The sequence below is a fragment of the Flavonifractor sp. An9 genome (assembly GCF_002161245.1).
GTDB classification, from domain to species: Bacteria; Bacillota; Clostridia; order Oscillospirales; family Oscillospiraceae; genus Flavonifractor; species Flavonifractor avicola.
Genome location: NZ_NFHC01000002.1, coordinates 23,127 through 42,281 on the forward strand (window position 1 = coordinate 23,127; position 19,155 = coordinate 42,281).

Below are 19,155 nucleotides of genomic sequence, written 5' to 3' on the forward strand. Positions count from 1 at the left end.
CGTATTTCTTACGATTTTATCATACCCAAGGAGGGATGGGCAATAACAGAAGCCCCCGGACAGCAAAAGCTGTCCGGGGGCTTGCTCAGTCGGCAAAGATGGTTTCGGCGCCCACCTTCACGCAGCCGGGGGGTGCGTATTTCCAGTGGTCCAGCCGCCCCTCCCGGATGAAGTAGTGGAGAGGCTGGGGGTCTCCCAATGGAGGCAGGGGCTCAATGGCCAGCAGCTTGATCTTCATCCGCTCGGGCAGGATGGCCTTGATGTACACCGACACCCGAGCGCCCTCGGTGAGGCGGCAGTCCTGCTCTGCCAGCCCGGACAGATTGGGCGTCAGCTCCACGAACACACCGTAGTCCTTGACCCCACGCACCACCCCCGGCACCGTCATGCCCGGCTGGAAGGGGGCGGCGTTCTCCGCCCAGGTGCCCAGCAGCTCCTTGTGGGTCAGGTAGATCCGGCCCAGGGCCGGGTCCAGGTCCAGCACCGCCGCCAGAATGTCCTGCCCCACCCGGAACCGGACGGCGGGGTGGGGGATGCGGGACACCGAAATATTTTCCACCCCAATGAGGGAGGGTACCCCGCAGCCTATGTCCACAAAGGCGCCAAAGGGCTCCAGATGGGTGACCCGGGCGGAAATGACCTGACCGGACTTCCAGTGCTCCAGCAGGTAGGACAGCGCCATCTGCTGGGCCCGCCGCCGGGAGAGCAGGGGGCGGGGCTCCCCGTCGGATTCCTCCATAGAAGTGACTGTAAAGCAAACTGGCTTGCCAACTCTGGAGAGGATGGCAATGTCCCGGGTGACCCCCTCGGCAATGCCCAGGGCGGCCTCCGTCCGGGGAATGAGCCCCCGATAGGGGCCTACGGCCACGACGAGATCATGCTCCGGCGTACACAGCAGGGCGGTCCCCTCCAGCACCGCCTCCGACTCCATAGCCTGCCTGAGCCCTTGGGCGTCGGCGCAGGCAGCCTGATTTTCCGGGGTGTGGAGCAGCCGCCCCTCGGGTGGAAAACGGTTCGTCAATCTGACCAAATCCTTTCTGCGTTGGGGTGTTTTTTTTCTTACCAGACAATGATATGCAATGGGGAACCTTGAATTGACAGAGGAGGACCGGGAATTTATAATATTCTTTACACGGATAAAGTGAAGCAAAAGGGGGAGGACCCATGGACATCCATGTAGGCGACGTGCTGGAGCTAAAGAAAGAGCACCCCTGCGGCAGCCGGCGGTGGCAGGTGCTGCGGGTAGGGATGGATTTCCGTCTGCGGTGCGCGGGATGCGGCCATGAGCTGATGATCCCCCGGAGCAAAGCGGAAAAAAGCATTAAGAAGATCATTCGGCCGGGGGAGGACGAGACATGAACCAGTATTGGAGCGCACGGGCCAGGGCACTGACCCCCTATGTGCCGGGGGAGCAGCCCCGGGACCGGAAATTCATTAAGCTGAATACCAACGAGAACCCCTATCCGCCCTCTCCCATGGCCCTGGCGGCCATCCGGGAAGCGGCCTGCGACACCCTGCGGCTCTATCCCGACCCGGATTGCACCACCCTGCGGGAGCTGCTGGGGGCCACCTACGGCCTGAAACCCTCCCAGATCTTTGTGGGCAATGGCTCCGACGAGGTGCTGGCTATGTGTTTTCAGGCCTTCTTTGACCCGGACCGGCCCATCCTCTTTGCGGACATTACATACAGCTTTTATCCCGTCTATGCCGACCTGTACGGCCTGACCTACCAGGAGGTGGCGCTGGACGAGCATTTCGCTCTGCCTCTGGAGCCTTTCCTGGAGCCCAACGGCGGCGTAGTGATTGCCAATCCCAACGCCCCCACTGGACGGGAGCTGTCCCTGTGCGGCATCCGCGCCATTCTGGAGGCCAACCCCGGCGCAGTGGTGGTGGTAGACGAGGCCTATGTGGACTTCGGCGCCCACTCCGCTGTGGAGCTCATCGACCGCTATCCCAACCTGGTGGTGGTGCAGACCATGTCCAAATCCCGGTCCCTGGCCGGGCTGCGGGTGGGCTTTGCCATGGGTAACGAGGAGCTGATCGCCGCCCTCAACTGCGTGAAGAACTCCTTTAACTCCTATACCCTGGATCGTCTGGCTCTGGCCGGGGCGGAGGGGGCCCTGCGGGACCGGGATTATCTGCGTGCCACTTCCATGAAGATCCAGAACACCCGGGAGTGTACCGCTGCCCACCTGAAGAAGCTGGGTTTTGTTGTCACCGACTCCGCCGCCAATTTCCTCTTTGTCTCCCATCCCGATGCGCCCGCCAAGGAGCTGCTGGACGGCCTGCGGCAGCGGGGCATACTGGTCCGCTGGTGGGACAAGCCCCGCATCCGGGACTACCTGCGGATCACCGTAGGCACTGACCAGGAGATGCAGGCTCTGTGCGCCGCCATGGCGGAGCTGGTGGGGGGAAAGTGATGATGGACGAAAATCATCTGCATATTTTATGGACCAATGCCGACCCCACCGTCTTTGACAAGATGGTGCTGATGTATGCCGTCAACAGCCTGGTCCGGGGCTGGTGGGAGAAGGTGACCGTCATCCTGTGGGGGGACACGGCGGCCCTGGCCGCCCATGACCCGGCGGTTCGGGAGCGCATCGCCCTGGCTATGGAGCAGGGGGTGGCCTTCTCTGCCTGCGTCACCTGCGCTCGGGAACTGGGTGTGGAGCAGGACCTGCGGGACATGGGCCTGGAGGTGATCTCCTGGGGTCCGCCCCTCACCGAGCTTATCAAGAGCCGGGCGCCTCTGCTCACCGTCTGATTTAATCGAATCCTGTCATAATATGGCCCGCCGTGGAGATTCAATCCACGGCGGGCCATTTTTGTGCCCTGTCCCCGATTTGACCTTTTTTATGGAGACAGGCAGGTATAATGGGGTCTGCACGCCGGAAGGGGGGAGCCGCATGACGGTGGTCTATCTGGACGAGGTGTTTTTGCTGAATTTTGTGGTGGACTATCTGCTGCTGCTGGCCGCCGGACGGCTGGCAGGGGAGATACTCCGCCGGGGGCGTTTGGCTTTGGGGGCCGCCCTGGGGGCGGCTTACGCCGGGGCGGTGTTCCTGCCGGGGCTGGGCTTTCTGGTCCATCCCCTGTGCAAGGTGGGGGTGGGGGTGCTGACCGTACTGATCGGCTACGGCGGCAGCCGGCGGCTGCTGCGGGTTTGCCTGGTGTTCTTTGTGGTGTCCGCTGCCTTTGGCGGAGGTATCTTTGCCCTTCAGTTGCTGGGCAGCCGCAGCCTTACCATGGCCAATGGGGTGTTGGCATCTCCCCTTGACCTGAAGTTGGTGCTGCTGTCGGCGGCGGGGTGCTATGGGCTTGTTACCCTGCTCTTTCAGCGTGCCGCCCGCCACTGCTCCCGGCGGGAGCTGGCCCCGGCAGTCGTGGAGCTGGGGGGACGGCGGGCGGTCCTCACCGCATTGGTGGATACGGGCAATACCCTCACCGACCCGGCCACCGGCAGGCCGGTATTGGTGGCAGAGGGGGAGAAGGTAAAGACCCTGTTTCCGCCGGGGACCGCCCCCTGCCAGGCAGAGCTCCGCGACCCTTCCGCAGCTCTGGAGCGGCTGAGCAACGCAGGCCTGCGGTGCCGGCTGTTGTCCTATCAGGCGGTGGGGGTAGAGTGCGGGCTGCTGCTGGCCCTGCGCAGTGACAAGGTAAAGGTGGGCAGGGAGGACTACGGTCCTTTGCTGGTGGCGCTGTCGCCCACCGGGCTCACCGACGGGGGCGGCTACTGCGCCCTCATCGGAGCATAAAGGAGGATGGCTATGAAGAGCTGGAAGACGCGCTGGTATGGGCGCATACAAAAGCTGCTGGCGCGGCTGGGGCTGAGGCTGCCGGGCAAAATCATGTACATCGGGGGGAGCGACACCCTGCCGCCCCCACTGTCCCGGGATGAGGAGGCGGAACTCATCCGCCGCCTGGATGAGGGGGACGAGGGGGTGAAATCCCAGCTCATTGAGCGCAACCTGCGGCTGGTGGTGTATATCGCCCGCCGGTTTGAAAATACGGGGGTAGGTATTGAGGACCTCATCTCTATCGGCACCATCGGGCTTATCAAGGCCATCAACACCTACCAGCCTGCCAAAAACATCAAATTGGCTACTTATGCCTCCCGATGTATCGAAAATGAGATTTTGATGCATCTGCGCAAGACCACCAATCTGAAAAGCGAGGTATCCTTTGACGAGCCGCTAAATACCGACTGGGACGGCAACGAACTGCTGCTCTCCGACATTCTGGGCACTGACAGCGATCTGGTGATGAAACCCATCGAGGAGGATGTGGACCGCAAGCTGCTCTCCGACGCTCTGGAGCGGCTGGAGGAGCGGGAGCGGCATATCATCACCCTCCGCTTCGGCCTGGACGGCAAGCCGGAGCGCACCCAGAAGGAGGTGGCCGACAGCCTGGGCATCTCCCAGTCCTACATCTCCCGGCTGGAAAAGCGGATTATCGCCCGGCTCAAGCGGGAGATTTTACGGCTGATGTGACCAGCCGCCTTGACAAACCGCAGGAAGGTGTATAATATGTAACTAGTTACTTATTTGGATGAGGTGGAAGTATGACGGGAAGGATGCCCTTTGGCCTGAAGATCGCAGTTATCAGCCGGGAATTCCGCAGGCGGATGGATGAGAAGGCAGCTGACATGGGTCTGACCTGGGCCCAGCTGCGGGTGCTGGGATCGGTGAGCCGTCTGGAGGCGGCCGGGAAAGAGGAGATCCACCAAAACGATCTGGAGCACATTGAGCACGTGACCCATCCGGCCATGACCAAAATGCTCCAGCGGCTGGAGAGCAAGGGCCTGGTCCGGTGTGTGCCCAGTGAGAAGGACCGGCGATATAAGAAAATTACCTGTACCGAGCGCTCTGCGGGGATCCATGAGACCATTCTGGAGCAGGACAGGGAGGTACTGGAGGAGCTATGCCGGGATTTTACGCCCCGACAAAAGGAAATGCTGGGGGAGGCCATTGATCTGATCTTGAGCAATATCGATCTGGAGTGACCCTTTTGGTCAGAAAAAGTGAATTCCCAGGCAGTGTGCTGAGGAGATAACTCAAGCGCGCTGCCTGCTTTTTTATCGCTAAATAAGTAACTAGTTACCTAAAAGGAGTGCAAGTCAAGATGGAAAAAGAAGTACCAGAGCGCGAGAGTCCCTTTGCCACGGAGCCCATTGGCCGGTTGATCCTGAAATTTGCCGTTCCCAGCGTCATTGCCCTGCTGGTCAATTCCCTGTACAACATCGTGGACCAGATCTTTATCGGCTGGGGCGTAGGCTACCTGGGCAACGGCGCCACCAATGTGGTGTTTCCCATCACCATCATTGCCCTGGCACTGGCTATGATGATCGGCAACGGCGGCGCGGCCTTTCTGAGCCTGAAGCTGGGTGAGGGCAAGGTGGACGTGGCCAAGAAAGGCGTGGGCAACGCGGTTGCCTTGGTGACCGTGGTCAGCATCGTCCTGGCTGTGGTGTTCCTGCTGTTCATCGACCCGATCCTGACCCTCTTCGGCGCAACCGACCTGCTGCGGTCTCTGGCCTTGGAGTATGGCTTCATCATTGGCCTCGGTCTGCCTTTTATGATGATATCAGCCGCCATCAATTCCATGATCCGTGCGGATGGCAGCCCCAAATACGCCATGTTTTCCATGATCATCGGTGCGGTCCTCAACGTGATTCTGGACCCGGTCTTTATCTTTGTTTTTCATATGGGGTACAGGGTGCTGCCATCGCTACGGTGATCGGACAGGTGGCCTCCTTTGTGGTGTCGGCGGTCTATCTGCCCCGGTTCAAGACCGTCCATCCTGATGCCGCTTCCTTCCGCCTGAACGGCCGGACCTACGGCAATATCCTTACCTTCGGCCTGAGCAGCTTTATTACCCAGTTTGCCATCACCATTGTTATGGCGCTGACCAATAACCTGCTGGCGGTTTATGGTGCTACCTCTGTTTATGGTGCAGAGATCCCTCTGACCGCCACCGGTATTGTGATGAAGGTCAACCAGATCATGATTGCTATTCTGCTGGGCATCGCCACCGGTACCCAGCCCATCATCGGTTTCAACTACGGTGCCAAAAACTTCAAGCGGGTGAAAAAAGCCCTGGAAATTTCCCTCATCGCCTCTGAGGTGGTGTCCATCGTAGCCTTTTTGATTTTCCAGTTCGCGCCCATGAGCGTAGTCATGCTGTTTGGTTCCGAGGAGGGGCTTTATAACGAGTTTGCTGTAAAGGCCTTCCGCATCTTCCTGATGCTCTGCCCCCTTACCGGGTTCCAGACGGTGGCGGCAGTCTATCTCCAGGCGGTGGGCAAGCCTGTCAAGTCCGCCATTCTCTCCCTGGCCCGTCAGATCATTTTCTTTGTGCCCGCGGCTTTGATCCTGCCCCTGTTCCTGGGGGTGGAGGGGGTGCTGTGGACCGGCCCTGTAGCCGACGGCCTGGCCTTCCTGCTCTCTCTGGGCCTGCTGATCCATGAGCACAACCACCTGAAGCGGGAGCACCGGCTGCAATCTGAAGCGCCTGAGATCGCATAAAAGGAGTGGATCAATCATGAAAAACCGGATCATCACCATCAGCCGTGAATTTGGCAGCGGCGGCCGTACCATTGGCAAAAAGGTGGCCGAAGCTCTGGGCATTGCCTGCTATGACAGTGAGCTGATTGAGAAGATTGCGGCGGAGAGCGGTTTTCACAAAAATTATATCAAGGAGGCGGGGGAGTATGCCCCCGGCGGGATACTGGCCTCCGCCTTTGCCCACGGTACCGCGGGCCCCACCAACGAGGACTATATCTGGAAGATCCAGTGCAGGATCATCACCGAACTGGCGGAGAAGGAATCCTGCGTCATTGTGGGCCGGTGCGCCGACTATATCCTTCGGGATAAGGCTGATTGTCTGCGGGTATTTATCCACGCGGATATGGCCTTCCGGGCCAAACGGATCGTGGAGGTGTACGGGGAGCGGGAGGCCTCTCCGGAGCAGCGGCTGAAAGAGAAGGATAAGCGCCGGGCGGCCTACCACCGGTTCTATACCGATATGAAGTGGGGCCACGCCCAGAACTATGACCTTACCCTCAACAGCGGAACCCTGGGCATCGACCGCTGTGCGGAGCTGATCCGGCAGCTCTACTGAGTAATTGCAGCAAAAAAGACCGCCAACGGCGGTCTTTTTTGCTGTTTTTGGCTTAAAAGCCCATGGTGTCGGCCAGATCATCCTTCATCTGGTCCATCTTCCGGGTGGCCTTTTTGGCCATGCGGCGCATTTTGGGATTCTGCATCCCCTTGGCGGCTACCGCCATGCCCATAGCGGCCCCGGCCAGAATGCCAAGGCCCATGCCGCCTAAAAAGGTGTGATTAGTCATTTGCTCAGCTCCCTTCCTTGGATGTCCGTATTTATTATTGCCCGGAATGCTGAAAAATCCATTGCTAAAATATGCGATTCAAGTTATAATGAAGGGCGAAGAACAGAGTGGCTTGCAGGAGGGGACGGGGGAAGGACCTGTACCCTTTTTTGCTGTGCAAATGTGGGTTTCGGCCACAGAGCCGGCCCGCGGAACGGAAAGGAGTGATCCAGTGAAACTGTTGATTCGTCAGGGACGCCTGGTGGACCCTGTGGGGGGCATCGGCGGTGTCATGGATATCCTGATGGAAGACGGAAAGGTGACTGTCATCGGCAGCAACATCAATGAGCCGGGCGCTCAGATCATCGATGCGGCAGGACTGACCGTGTGCGCCGGACTGGTGGATATGCACGTCCACCTGCGGGAGCCCGGATTTGAGTACAAGGAGACCATCGAGACCGGCGCGGCAGCCGCCGCCCGGGGCGGCTTTACCTCCATCGCCTGTATGCCCAACACCAGGCCCACGGTGGACTGCCCCGAGCAGGTGGACTTTGTCCGCAGAAAGGCGGCGGAGGCCTGCGGGGTCCATGTCTGGCCCATCGGCTCGGTGTCCAAGGGACAGCGAGGCCAGGAACTAACCGATTTTGAGGCTCTGAAAGGTGCGGGAGTAGTGGCCCTGTCCGACGACGGTGTGCCCATCCAGAACGCCAATCTGATGCGGGATGGCCTCATCATGGCCCACCGGCAGGATCTCACCATCCTGTCCCACTGTGAGGATGCGGATATGGTGAAAAACTACGCCGTCAACGAGGGACGGGTATCCCGCCAGCTCCGTCTGGACGGGCGGCCTGCCATCGCCGAGGAGCTGATGGTAGCCCGGGACGCCATGTTGGCCGAGGAAACCGGTGCCGCGGTCCACATCTGCCACATCTCCACCGCAAAATCGGTGGCTATTGTCCGGCGGTACAAGCGCAAGGGCGTGCAGATCACCTGCGAGACCTGCCCCCAGTATTTCTCCCTCACCGAGGATGAAATTTTGGCCCAGGGCACCATGGCCCGGGTCAACCCGCCCCTGCGGACCTGGTCCGACGTGGAGGCCATCATCGAGGGCCTGAAGGACGGTACCATCGACGCCATCGCTACCGACCACGCCCCCCACTCCGCCGAGGAGAAGGCCCGGCCCCTCACCGAGGCCCCCAGCGGCATGGTGGGGCTGGAGACTGCCCTGGGCGTCACCCTGACCTATCTGTACCACACCGGGGAGCTGCCCCTGTCCGATATTCTGCGGAAAATGACCATCAATCCCGCCTGCATCCTCCGCCTGCCCACCAAGGGCCGGCTGGCCATCGGCGCTGACGCCGACGTGGTTATCTTTGACCCGGATGAGGTGTGGACGGTGGACCCGGAGCAGTTTGCCTCCAAGGGCCGCAACACCCCCTTCGCCGGCAAGGAACTGAAGGGAAAGATCAAGTACACCATCGTGGGCGGAAAGATCATTTATCAGGATGAGAAATAAGAGATTTTAAGAGATAAAGGAGAATGAACCATGTCCTTCGATCGTCTGCAGGAAGCCATCATTGCCAAGAAAAACCCCACCGTGGCGGGTCTGGACCCCAAGCCGGAGTATGTGCCCGCCCACATCCGCAAGGAGTGCTATGACAAGTACGGCGAGACCCTGGAGGGTGCCGCCGAGGCCATTTACCGCTTCAACTGCGGTCTGATGGACGCACTGAAGGACATCGTGCCCGCCGTCAAGCCCCAGTCCGCCTATTATGAGCGCCTGGGCTGGCGGGGTATGGAGGTGCTGGAGCGCACCATCCGCTACGCCAAGGAGCAGGGTCTGTATGTCATCGCCGACATCAAGCGCGGCGACATCGGCTCTACCGCCGAGGCCTATTCCGACGGCTGGCTGGGCAAGACCAAGGTAGGGGAGCAGATGCTCAGCGTCTTTGATGCCGACTGCGTCACCCTCAACGGCTACATGGGCGCCGACAGCGTCAATCCCTTCCTCAAGACCTGCAAGGAGATGGACAAGTGCGCCTTCATCCTGGCCAAGACCTCCAATCCCGGCTCCGGCGAGCTGCAGAACGTGTCCGCCGGTGAGGGCGACACTGTGTACGGCCTGATGGCCGACCTCATTGAGAAGTGGGGCGCGGGCACCGAGGGCAAGTATGGCTATACCATGGCCGGCGCTGTGGCAGGCGCCACCTATCCGGAAGAGCTGCAGAAGCTGCGGGCCCGGATGCCCCACACCTTCCTGCTGGTGCCCGGCTACGGCGCCCAGGGCGGCACTGCCGAGGATGTGCAGTATGCCTTCCAGAAGGACGGTCATGGCGCTATCGTCAACTCCTCCCGCGGCATCATCTGCGCCTGGCAGAAGACCGGCAAGGACGGCATGGACTATCAGGAGGCTGCCCGCAACGCCGCGATCGCCATGCGGGACGACATCGCCCGCTTTACTACCATCGCATAATCGGAGCGGCCTATGTCAGAGCAAGAGAGAGAGAAACAAGGTGTCCGTGAGGACGAGGTCAGCAAATGGAAGATCGGCCAGCACCGGGAATGGAACTGGCAGGAGATCCTTCAGCAGCAGATTGCGGCGGGACTGGTGGCAGCGGAGCCCTTCCGCTGCCCCACCTGCGGCACCATGCGCCGCAACCGGATCTGCCCGGTGTGCGGCAGCATCATGGATCTGAAGACCATGACTGAGACCGTCCACGGGGACGAGTCTGCCAAATAAGTGGAAATGAGGGATAGTATGCCCATTGAACAGATCTGTACCATCGTTGAGGCGGCCAAGCTGAACGAGTATGCCTATTCCTTCACCCTGGAGGTGGGGGATATGGTGAAAAAGGAGGGCCTGATGGCCGGTCAGTTCCTCCATATCGCCTGCGGGGAGGGTTTGCTTCTCCGCAGGCCCATCTCGGTTTGCATGGTCCAGGAGGACGAGCCCCAAGATACCGCCCGCGTGGTCTTTGAGGTGCGGGGTGAGGGTACCAAGTGTCTGGCGCAGCGCCAGGTGGGGGACAAGGTGAATGTGCTGGGCCCTCTGGGCAACGGCTTTACCGTTACCCCCAATGACCGGCTGCTGCTGGTGGGCGGCGGCATCGGCGTGCCCCCGCTGCTGGGTCAGGCCGCCTTTACCGCCAAGAACTCCACCGCTGTACTGGGCTTCCGGTCTGCCGACCGGGCCATGCTGGTGGAGGATTACCGGGACTACTGCGAGGCGGTTTACCTCTGCAGTGACGACGGTTCCCTGGGCCGCCACGGCTTTGTGGACGCCCAGCTGAAGGATATCCTTGAAAAGGATAAAAACTTTACAGCTGTTCTGGCCTGCGGCCCCAAGCCCATGCTGAAGAATGTGGCCAAGGTAGCGGCCGAGTACGGCGTGCCCTGCCAGGTCTCCCTGGAGGAGCGGATGGCCTGCGGCGTGGGTGCCTGCCTGGGCTGCGCCGTCCAGATGGCCGACGGCACCATGAAGCACGTCTGCAAGGACGGCCCGGTATTCGACGCCAAGGAGGTGGACTGGAATGTCTAAGGTGGATCTGTCCGTCGATCTGGCGGGCGTCAAGATGAAAAATCCGGTGGTGGTGGCCTCCGGTACCTTTGGCTTCGGTCGGGAGTACGGCCAGTTCTATAACCTGAATGAACTGGGCGGCATCTGCTGTAAGGGCCTTACCCTTCACAGAAGAGAGGGCAATCCGCCCCCCCGGATCGCCGAGACCCCCATGGGTATCCTCAACTCCGTGGGCCTGCAGAACCCCGGTGTGGACGCCTTTATCGAGCACGAGCTGCCCGAGCTGAAGAAGCACGATCTGGCCATCATCGCCAACATCTCGGGCAACACCCCCGAGGAGTACGGTATCATGTGCGAGAAGCTGTCGGCAGCGGGTGTGGATATGATCGAGGTCAACATCTCCTGCCCCAACGTGAAGGCGGGCGGTCTGGCCTACGGCACCAAGCCGGAACTGGCTGCCGAGGTCACCAAGATGGCCAAGAGCCATTCCACCATTCCTGTGATGGTGAAGCTGTCTCCCAACGTCACCGACATCACCGAAATCGCCCGTGCGGTGGCTGATGCCGGCGCTGACGCTCTGTCCCTCATCAACACCCTGCGGGGTATGCGCATCGACCTGAACACCCGCCGTCCCATCCTGAAGATGAACACCGGCGGCCTGTCCGGCCCTGCCGTGCTGCCTGTGGCGGTGCGGATGGTGTGGGAGGTGGCCTGCGCCGTGGATCTGCCCATCCTGGGCATGGGCGGCGTGGCCAAGGGAGAGGACGCGGCCCAGCTGATGCTGGCGGGCGCCTCCGCCGTGGCGGTAGGCACCGCCTGCTTTGCCGATCCCTACGCCCCTATCAAGGTGCGGGACGGCCTGGAGGCAATCGCCTCTGCCCAGGGCCTTGATAAGGTTTCTGACCTGACAGGCGGCGTGCGTCCCTGGTAATGCTTGCTATATCCTGATCCGAAGAGGGTGCCTACTGTGACTAAGGTTTACATGATCCGCCACGCGGAGGCGGAGGGCAACCTGTACCGCCGGGTCCACGGCTGGTACAACAGCCTCATTACTGACAACGGATACCGGCAGATTGCCGCCCTCCGCGGCCGGTTTGCCGGCGTACATATCGACGCGGTGTACTCCAGCGATCTGTTTCGTACCATGACCACCGCCACGGCCATCTATCCCGGCCACGGCCTGGAACTGAACACCACCCCGGCCCTGCGGGAGATCGGCGTAGGAGTGTGGGAGGACAAGCCTTGGGGTGACCTGGAGCGGCACGATGCCATGCGGCTCATCCGCTTCAACCATGCTTCCCCCGAGTTCCAGGTGGAAGGGGGCGAGACCTTCGCCCAGGTCCAGGCCCGGATGAAGGGCGCGGTGCTGGATATCGCCGCCAGGCATCCCGGCCAGACGGTGGCTTTGTTCTCCCACGGCTCCGCCATCCGCTGTCTCCAGGGTGCCATCCGGGGCCTGGGTCCCGGTGAGATGGACAGCCTGGGTCACAGTGACAACACCGGTGTCACCTGTCTGGAGGTGGAGGGAGACCGGATCTCCATCGTCTATGAGAACGACAACTCCCACCTGCCGGAGGAGATCTCTACCCTGGCCAGACAGAAGTGGTGGAAGTCCCGGGAGGGGAGCATTGCGGACGCCAATATGTGGTTCCGTCCTCTGAACCTGGAGCGGGAAGAGGAACTCTATCTGGCGGCCCGGCACGACGCCTGGATCGATATCCACGGCAGCGAGGTTCCCTTTGACGGGGCGAGCTTCTGCAAGGATGCCCGTCACTGCTGGGAACAGGACAAGGAAAAAGCCTTGACAGTTGCCATGCAGCGGGATGAGGTGGCGGGCGTGCTCCAGCTGGATCTGGCCCGCTTTGCCGATGAGGGCATCGGCTATATCCCCTTTGTGTACATGAATCCCCAGCACCGGAAGCGGGGGCTGGGCGTTCAGCTGATCGGCCAGGCGGTGTCGGTATTCCGCCCCCTGGGCCGTACCCGCCTGCGGCTGCGCTGCGCTCCGGAGAACGCGGTGGCTCAGCGCTTCTATAAGAAGTACGGCTTTGAAAAGGTAGGGGAGGAGCACGGCAGCGTGACCCTGGATATTCTGGAAAAATACATTGGCTATGAGACCAAGGACTGACTGAGGAACGATATGAATGGATTTTTGCCCGTCTCTAAGGCGGATATGGAAGAGCGTGGTTGGGACGGGTACGACTTTCTCATCATCACCGGCGATGCCTATGTGGACCATCCCTCCTTTGGCTGCGCCATCATCTCCCGTGTGCTGGAGGCCGAGGGCTACCGTGTGGCCATCCTGGCCCAGCCGGACTGGCGCAAGGCAGAAGCCTTTACAGCACTGGGGCGGCCCCGGCTGGGGGTGATGCTGTCTGCCGGCAATCTGGACTCCATGGTGGCCCACTATACCGCTGCCCGGAAGCGCCGGCACGACGACGCCTATTCCCCAGGCAATCAGGCGGGACTGCGTCCCGACCGGGCCTCCATCGTGTATGCCAACAAGGTGCGGGAGGCTTTTGGAAACATTCCCCTGATCATTGGCGGCTTGGAAGCATCCCTTCGCCGCTTTGCCCACTATGACTACTGGGAGGACAAGGTGCGCCGCTCGGTGCTCTTTGACAGCCAGGCTGACCTGCTGGTGTACGGCATGGGTGAGACCGCCACCCGGGAGATTGCTGCCCGTTTGGCCTCCGGTACCCCGGTGGGGGAGATCACTGATGTAAAGGGAACTGCCTTTATTGCAAAAGATCCCTCCGCCTGCGCCTATCCCAAGGTGGAGTGCCCCTCCTATGAGCAGGTTTCTACCGATAAACGGCAGTATGCCGTGGCCAATATGATCCAGTATGAGGAGCACGATCCGGTGCGGGGGAAGGCCATCCTCCAGCGCCATGGAGACCGGCTGCTCATCGTCAATCCCCCCGCCATGCCTCTTACTACGGCGGAGCTGGACTTTGTGGCCGAGTTGCCCTATGTTCGGGAGCCCCACCCCATGTACGACAACATGGGAGGGGTGCCCGCCATTGAGGAGGTGCGCTTCTCGGTGGCCCACAACCGAGGGTGCTTCGGTGCCTGTAATTTCTGCTCCCTGGCCTTCCATCAGGGGCGGATCATCACCTCCCGCAGCCACGAGAGTGTGCTGAGAGAGGTGGAGGGGCTGACTCATCACCCCGGCTTCAAGGGCTATATCCACGACGTGGGCGGCCCAACCGCCAACTTCCGGCGGCCTGCCTGTAAGAAGCAGATGAAGGCCGGACTGTGCCGAGGTAAGGCCTGTCTGGCCCCAGAGGCCTGTCCCAACCTGGACGCCGACCACACCGACTACCTGATGCTGCTGCGGAAGATCCGGGCGGTGCCGGGAGTGAAAAAGGTGTTCATCCGCTCGGGCATCCGCTTCGACTTTATGCAGAAGGATAAGAGCGGGGAATTCTTCGCCGAACTGGTGAAGTACCATGTGTCGGGCCAGCTGAAGGTGGCCCCGGAGCACTGTGTCAACTCGGTGCTGGACTACATGGGCAAGCCCCATATCGAGGTATACGAGAGATTCAAGCGGAAGTACGAGTCCCTGAACCAGAAGTACGGCAAGGAGCAGTATCTGGTGCCCTACCTCATGTCCTCCCACCCCGGCTGTACGCTGAACGACGCGGTGGAGCTGGCCCAATGGCTTAACCGCACCGGCCGTCAGCCTGAGCAGGTCCAGGACTTCTATCCCACACCGGGCACTCTGTCCACCTGTATGTACTATACCGGCATTGATCCCCGGACCATGAAGCCGGTTTATGTGCCTAAGGACCCCCACGAAAAGGCCATGCAGCGGGCTTTGATGCAGTGGAAGCGGCCGGAGAAACGGGCCCTGGTACGGGAGGCCCTCCACCGGGCCCACCGGGAGGACCTGATCGGTTTCGGCAAAGACTGTCTGCTGCGGCCGGAGAAATATGGCAAGCCTCAGGAGAGCAAACAGACCTCCAACCGGGGCAGAACCGGCAAGGGAAGTAAAACGGCGGCCCAGAAGGGCGACAAACCCCAGGCCAAACCCACCCGCAAAGCCGGATGGGCGGTGGCCAAGCCAAAAAAGAATGCCCGTCCCCGCAAGGGAAAGGGATAACAGACAACCGGCAGAGCGCGCTCTGCCGGTTTCCTTTTGCCTGAAATACTATGCGGCAAGAGCATTGAAGCTTCCTTTCAGAATTGGTATACTAAACTTAAATACTCCCTCTGGGGAGAGAAGAGAGGATGTATGCCTGTGAAAAGACGCGTATTGTCCCTGCTGGCTGCGCTGGTGCTGATGCTGGGCCTGATCCCCGCCGCCTCCGCCGCACAGCCTGATCTGGTCATCACCATGCGGTACAATAGCCCCTGGTGCGTGATTGGTGATACTGTGACTCAAATCGACGAGACCAGCAGTGCCGTGGTGCTGATGGCCGAGAATGGCCGTACCATGCTGCCCATCCGTCGGATGATTGAGGCCTTCGGCGGCACCGTGGAGTGGGTGCAGGAGACCAACGGTGTGCGCTGCTCCCTGAACGGCACCTCGGTGGAGCTGGAGCTGGACTCCACCACCGCCCTGGTCAATGGGGAAGAGGTGACCATGGATGTGCCTATGCGGGCCAAGAACAACCGCACCTTCGTACCGGTGCGCTTTGTCAGCGAGAATCTGGGCCTGACCGTGGAATGGGAGGGCAAGAACCAGATTGTGGTGGTAGCCAACGGCGAGGTGGATAAGAACAATCTCACCAGCCTGCCCCAGGTCCAGAAGCTGGTGGAAAAGACCACCCCCAAGGAGGACCCGGTGACCCTTACCTCCAAGAGCTATACGCTGGCCTCCGGCACCGTCAATGCCAACGTGATCACCGTCAATATGAAGGACCTCCGGGTGAGCGTCAAGTCGGTACTCGCCGGCGGCAAGCTCAATTCGCCTCAGAGCTTCCAGTCCATTGCCGCCAGTTCCGGGGCAGTAGCGGTGATCAACGCCAACTTCTTTGAGAGCGAAAAGACCATCAAGGACCCCATCGGCCACCTGATGGTGAACGGCCAGTTTATGTATGCCAGCTCCGGCCTGTCCTCTCTGGGCATCACCGATACCAACGAGATGCGCTACGGCCGGCCTCCCGTCTTTGTCCGCATTGAGACGGTAGACGGCGGCGCCTACCGCTGGTGGGATGCCTACGAGGTCAATATGCTCAAGCAGTTCAGCGGCCAGGCGGTGCTCTACACCCCCGCCCGGGGTACCTCTTTCCAGGTCACCTATCCTGGTTCCGCCCTGACCGTGGTCAACAATGTGACCACCAGCTTCCAGATGGTATCCGCCGGTCAGACGGTAGCCATCCCCGCTAACGGCTATGTGCTCTACTCCAGCGACACCGTCACCAACTACGACTTCTTCAATCAGTTTGAGGCAGGCCGCACTGTGGCTCTGCGGCCCTACCTCCAGCGGGATGATGAAGAGGGCTTCGATCTGACCGGTGTGCAGACCATGGTGTCTGGTTCCCCCCGGTTGGTGAAGGACGGCGTAAAGTTCACCGGTCTGGACAACGGCTTTAAGGAGGCCCGCTTTACCACCGCCGTCACGCCCCGTACCGCTGTAGGTACCACCAAGGACGGCAAGCTGCTGCTGATCAATGTAAAGGCTGCCTCCATTGAGCAGATGCGGGATCTGATGCTGGCTCTGGGCTGTGTGGATGCCATTAACCTGGACGGCGGCGGTTCCACCGCTATGTATTATAAGGGGCAGACCCTGGCCACCCCCGGACGTAACCTGACTTCTACGCTTCAGGTCTTTGTGTCCGAATAAATCGCCGGAAAGAACGAGCTTGCCGCCTCTGCGGCAAGCTCGTTTTCTTTATAGGGAAGGGGAGACGAAAAAAATTTGAGAAAATGAAAAAAAGGACTTGCAAGAATTGGGGAAGTCTGCTATTATATCAATAACAGTAATAGTTACTGTTTATATTAGAAAGAGTGGTGACTAATGAACGGAAAGCGATACTCACGTCAGCGAGAGCTGATCTATGAGGCCCTGATGCACACGGACCAGCATCCCACCGCTGAAATGGTGTATCAATGGCTCAAGCCCACCAATCCCAACCTGAGTTTGGGGACGGTATACCGGAATCTGAATCTGCTGGTGGACGAAGGTGCTGCTGTGCGGATGGCTTTCCCGGTGGAGCGGTACGATGCCAACGTAGAGCCCCATCCTCATTTCCGCTGTGAAGTGTGCGGCGGGGTCTTTGATCTGGATCTGCCCTATGATAAAGGGTTGGACGAGAAGGCCTTGCTGGCCAGCGGCCATGATATTCGGTCCCATGAGCTGATTTTTCATGGGGTCTGCGTTAACTGCAAACCAAAACATTGAGTTTTTTCAGATAATATGGTAAGTTTATTTTGCACCAAAGTGCCAATACTGTGATTAGAAAGGATGTAGTAACATGGAGTTCAAGCTGTATCGCTGCGCGCACTGCGGCAATGTGATTTTTAAGGTTGTGGATAAGGGTGTGCCCGTCATGTGCTGTGGCCAGAAGATGGAAGAGATCACCCCCAATACCACCGACGCGGCTCAGGAGAAGCACGTCCCTGTGGTGGAGAAGACCGCTCATGGCAGCGGGAACTCCGTGACCGTCAAGGTGGGCGGTGTGGAGCATCCCATGCTGCCGGAGCACTATATCTCCCTGATTGCTGTGGTGGACGGCGACACCGTTACCATGAAGTTCCCCAAGCCCGGCGACGCGCCCGAGCTGAAGACCTTCTGCCGGAGCGATAAGGTGGAGGCCTACGAGATCTGCAATCTCCACGGCTTCTGGAAGGGCGAAGGCTAACATATTCGCTTTATAAGAGACAACCTGATTTTAGAAAGGAAGGTATGATTATATGGAACTGAAGGGTAGCAAGACCGAAGCCAATCTGTGGAAGGCATTTGCGGGAGAGAGCATGGCCCGCAATAAGTATACCTATTTTGCCAGCAAGGCCAAGAAGGAGGGCTACGAGCAGATCGCGGCCATCTTTGAGGAGACCGCCGGCAATGAGAAGGAGCACGCCAAGCTGTGGTTCAAGGAGCTGGGCGGCATCGGCGACACCATGGCCAACCTGAAGTCCGCCGCTGCTGGTGAGCATGAAGAGTGGACTGAGATGTATAAGGAGATGGCCGAGACCGCTCGCGAGGAGGGCTTTGAGAAGCTGGCCTTCCTGTTCGAGGGCGTCCTGAAGATCGAGAAGGAGCACGAGGAGCGCTACCTGACCCTCCTGAAGAACCTGGAAGAGGGCGTTGTGTTCAAGCGGGGCGACGAGTATATGTGGAAGTGCCGTAACTGCGGCCACATCCACTTCGGCAAAGAGGCCCCCCAGGTGTGCCCTGTGTGCGCCCATCCCCAGGCCTACTTCGAGATCCGCGCTGTCAACTATTGATGTGACTCCGTAGGGGGGCTCTTTGGGGGCCCCATCGGAGATAGGGCGGCGCTAGCGCCGTACAAGCGTTTTTACAGCGTAAAAACCTTGAGCCCGGGTGGATTCACTCCACCCGGGCTTTTTATAATCAATGGGGTCCCCGCCCGGCTTGAGCCGGGTGGGGTGGCCCCTCAGGTGTGCCCCGTGTGCGCGCATCCTCAGGCCTACTTCGAGATCCGCGCCGTCAACTATTGATCGGTAAAAGGAAATGCAGCCCGGAAGATTTTCTTCCGGGCTGCGTTTTTTTACTTAGATAACAGGCCGATGAGGGCATCGGTTCATCCTGTGGGGGAGGAGTATTGGCAGGTCAGGGGCGCAGTCGGGCCATCATGTATTCGTCGGCATATTTGCCGTTCCGCACGGTGGTCATGCGCTTGAGCCCTTCCTTCTCAAAGCCCAGCTTCTCATACAGGTGGATGGCCCGCTCATTATCGGCAAATACAGTGAGCTCAACACGGACCAGCATGAGCCAGTTATCCGCCAGATCCAGCAGTGTCTTTAAAAGGGCAGAACCGACCCCCATGTTCTGGTAGTCGGCATGGACCATCAGGGCCACACTGCCAGTATGGCGCATCCGGGGATTGCCAAAGACTTGCAGACAGGCTACACCGATGACTGTGCCGTCGTCCAGTACCGCCACGAAATGGTGGTCGTTGGGGCCCAGGTTCGCTAAGAAAGCATCGCTGTCCGCGGTGCGGTAGGAGGAAAGTCCCAGAGTAGTTTCCAAGACCCCGGGCATCCGGCGCAGGGCCGCGGTGCCAGCGGCGTCCCGGGGTTCCGTGGGACGAATGGTGTAGTTCATAATAATGCCTCCCAAACAGATTTGGATCATATTAGCATATCCGACCATAAAAAGCAACCGCCCGGGCTATGTGCC

The 19,155-nt window shown here is 60.0% G+C and carries 23 protein-coding genes; 20 read left to right on the plus strand and 3 right to left on the minus strand.

The genetic code is table 11. The features are described 5' to 3' along the window. Window positions 1-85: 85 nt before the first annotated feature. On the minus strand, window positions 86-1,030 hold the full coding sequence (locus B5G40_RS01890; protein ID WP_242959127.1) for a S1 RNA-binding domain-containing protein: 945 nt from the start codon (window positions 1,028-1,030) through the stop codon (window positions 86-88). Between the two features lie 134 nt (window positions 1,031-1,164). Between B5G40_RS01890 and B5G40_RS01895 the strand changes: the two genes are divergently transcribed. The 9 genes from B5G40_RS01895 (at window position 1,165) to B5G40_RS01930 (ending at window position 7,119) form a co-directional block, all read left to right on the plus strand. After that, the gene (locus B5G40_RS01895; protein WP_087266101.1) at window positions 1,165-1,359 is read left to right on the plus strand and encodes a DUF951 domain-containing protein; all 195 of its coding nucleotides are present in this window, start codon (window positions 1,165-1,167) and stop codon (window positions 1,357-1,359) included. Continuing rightward, on the plus strand, window positions 1,356-2,420 hold the full coding sequence (gene hisC / locus B5G40_RS01900) for a histidinol-phosphate transaminase (protein ID WP_087398576.1): 1,065 nt from the start codon (window positions 1,356-1,358) through the stop codon (window positions 2,418-2,420). The genes B5G40_RS01895 and hisC overlap by 4 nt, the downstream gene beginning before the upstream one ends. Further along, a complete protein-coding gene (locus B5G40_RS01905) occupies window positions 2,420-2,764 on the plus strand; it encodes a DsrE family protein (protein WP_242959129.1) in 345 nt (114 codons plus the stop codon). The genes hisC and B5G40_RS01905 overlap by 1 nt, the downstream gene beginning before the upstream one ends. Window positions 2,765-2,906: 142 nt before the next feature. Then, window positions 2,907-3,755, plus strand: coding sequence for a sigma-E processing peptidase SpoIIGA (locus B5G40_RS01910; RefSeq protein WP_087398577.1), 849 nt, complete (start codon window positions 2,907-2,909; stop codon window positions 3,753-3,755). Window positions 3,756-3,767: 12 nt separating this feature from the next. Further along, on the plus strand, window positions 3,768-4,490 hold the full coding sequence (gene sigE, locus B5G40_RS01915) for an RNA polymerase sporulation sigma factor SigE (RefSeq protein WP_087187107.1): 723 nt from the start codon (window positions 3,768-3,770) through the stop codon (window positions 4,488-4,490). Window positions 4,491-4,561: 71 nt separating this feature from the next. Next, on the plus strand, window positions 4,562-5,002 hold the full coding sequence (locus tag B5G40_RS01920; protein WP_087398578.1) for a MarR family winged helix-turn-helix transcriptional regulator: 441 nt from the start codon (window positions 4,562-4,564) through the stop codon (window positions 5,000-5,002). A 119-nt stretch (window positions 5,003-5,121) separates the two neighbouring features. Continuing rightward, window positions 5,122-5,736 (plus strand): MATE family efflux transporter, encoded by a 615-nt coding sequence (locus B5G40_RS17520; protein WP_343286716.1) that lies wholly within the window; start codon window positions 5,122-5,124, stop codon window positions 5,734-5,736. Continuing rightward, window positions 5,733-6,524, plus strand: coding sequence for an MATE family efflux transporter (locus B5G40_RS17525; protein WP_343286717.1), 792 nt, complete (start codon window positions 5,733-5,735; stop codon window positions 6,522-6,524). Before B5G40_RS17520 ends, B5G40_RS17525 begins: the two co-directional genes overlap by 4 nt. 16 nt (window positions 6,525-6,540) lie before the next feature. Beyond that, window positions 6,541-7,119: an AAA family ATPase gene (locus B5G40_RS01930; RefSeq protein ID WP_087326852.1), complete on the plus strand. Its 579-nt coding sequence runs from the start codon at window positions 6,541-6,543 to the stop codon at window positions 7,117-7,119. A 52-nt stretch (window positions 7,120-7,171) separates the two neighbouring features. Here the strand turns inward: B5G40_RS01930 and B5G40_RS17065 are convergent, their stop codons facing one another. Continuing rightward, entirely contained in the window at window positions 7,172-7,348 is a 177-nt protein-coding gene (locus B5G40_RS17065; RefSeq protein WP_164475006.1) for a hypothetical protein, read from the minus strand. 211 nt (window positions 7,349-7,559) lie between these two features. Between B5G40_RS17065 and B5G40_RS01935 the strand changes: the two genes are divergently transcribed. The 11 genes from B5G40_RS01935 to rbr all read left to right on the plus strand — a co-directional run bounded on the left by B5G40_RS01935 (window position 7,560) and on the right by rbr (window position 18,239). Then, window positions 7,560-8,843 (plus strand): dihydroorotase, encoded by a 1,284-nt coding sequence (locus B5G40_RS01935; RefSeq protein WP_087187104.1) that lies wholly within the window; start codon window positions 7,560-7,562, stop codon window positions 8,841-8,843. 30 nt (window positions 8,844-8,873) lie between these two features. After that, the gene (gene pyrF / locus B5G40_RS01940) at window positions 8,874-9,800 is read left to right on the plus strand and encodes an orotidine-5'-phosphate decarboxylase (protein ID WP_087187103.1); all 927 of its coding nucleotides are present in this window, start codon (window positions 8,874-8,876) and stop codon (window positions 9,798-9,800) included. 12 nt (window positions 9,801-9,812) lie between these two features. Further along, window positions 9,813-10,067, plus strand: coding sequence for a hypothetical protein (locus B5G40_RS01945; RefSeq protein ID WP_087271580.1), 255 nt, complete (start codon window positions 9,813-9,815; stop codon window positions 10,065-10,067). 18 nt (window positions 10,068-10,085) lie between these two features. Beyond that, a complete protein-coding gene (locus B5G40_RS01950) occupies window positions 10,086-10,865 on the plus strand; it encodes a dihydroorotate dehydrogenase electron transfer subunit (RefSeq protein WP_087398579.1) in 780 nt (259 codons plus the stop codon). Next, window positions 10,858-11,775 carry a dihydroorotate dehydrogenase gene (locus B5G40_RS01955; protein WP_087398580.1) on the plus strand — a complete coding sequence of 306 codons (918 nt, stop codon included), beginning with the start codon at window positions 10,858-10,860 and terminating at the stop codon, window positions 11,773-11,775. The genes B5G40_RS01950 and B5G40_RS01955 overlap by 8 nt, the downstream gene beginning before the upstream one ends. Before the next feature lie 36 nt (window positions 11,776-11,811). Further along, window positions 11,812-12,972, plus strand: coding sequence for a bifunctional histidine phosphatase family protein/GNAT family N-acetyltransferase (locus B5G40_RS01960; protein ID WP_087398581.1), 1,161 nt, complete (start codon window positions 11,812-11,814; stop codon window positions 12,970-12,972). Window positions 12,973-12,984: 12 nt separating this feature from the next. Beyond that, window positions 12,985-14,949, plus strand: a complete 1,965-nt coding sequence (locus B5G40_RS01965) for a YgiQ family radical SAM protein (protein WP_087398582.1) — start codon at window positions 12,985-12,987, stop codon at window positions 14,947-14,949. Between the two features lie 138 nt (window positions 14,950-15,087). Next, a complete protein-coding gene (locus B5G40_RS01970) occupies window positions 15,088-16,635 on the plus strand; it encodes a stalk domain-containing protein (RefSeq protein WP_158099468.1) in 1,548 nt (515 codons plus the stop codon). 174 nt (window positions 16,636-16,809) lie between these two features. After that, window positions 16,810-17,193, plus strand: a complete 384-nt coding sequence (locus B5G40_RS01975; RefSeq protein ID WP_087187096.1) for a Fur family transcriptional regulator — start codon at window positions 16,810-16,812, stop codon at window positions 17,191-17,193. A 73-nt stretch (window positions 17,194-17,266) separates the two neighbouring features. Continuing rightward, window positions 17,267-17,653: a desulfoferrodoxin family protein gene (locus tag B5G40_RS01980; protein WP_087187095.1), complete on the plus strand. Its 387-nt coding sequence runs from the start codon at window positions 17,267-17,269 to the stop codon at window positions 17,651-17,653. 52 nt (window positions 17,654-17,705) lie between these two features. After that, entirely contained in the window at window positions 17,706-18,239 is a 534-nt protein-coding gene (gene rbr / locus B5G40_RS01985; RefSeq protein WP_087187094.1) for a rubrerythrin, read from the plus strand. 346 nt (window positions 18,240-18,585) lie between these two features. Here rbr and B5G40_RS01990 read toward each other — a convergent pair whose 3' ends face one another. After that, complete coding sequence (locus B5G40_RS01990) at window positions 18,586-19,080, minus strand: GNAT family N-acetyltransferase (protein ID WP_087398584.1); 495 nt, start codon at window positions 19,078-19,080, stop codon at window positions 18,586-18,588. Window positions 19,081-19,155: the final 75 nt, after the last annotated feature.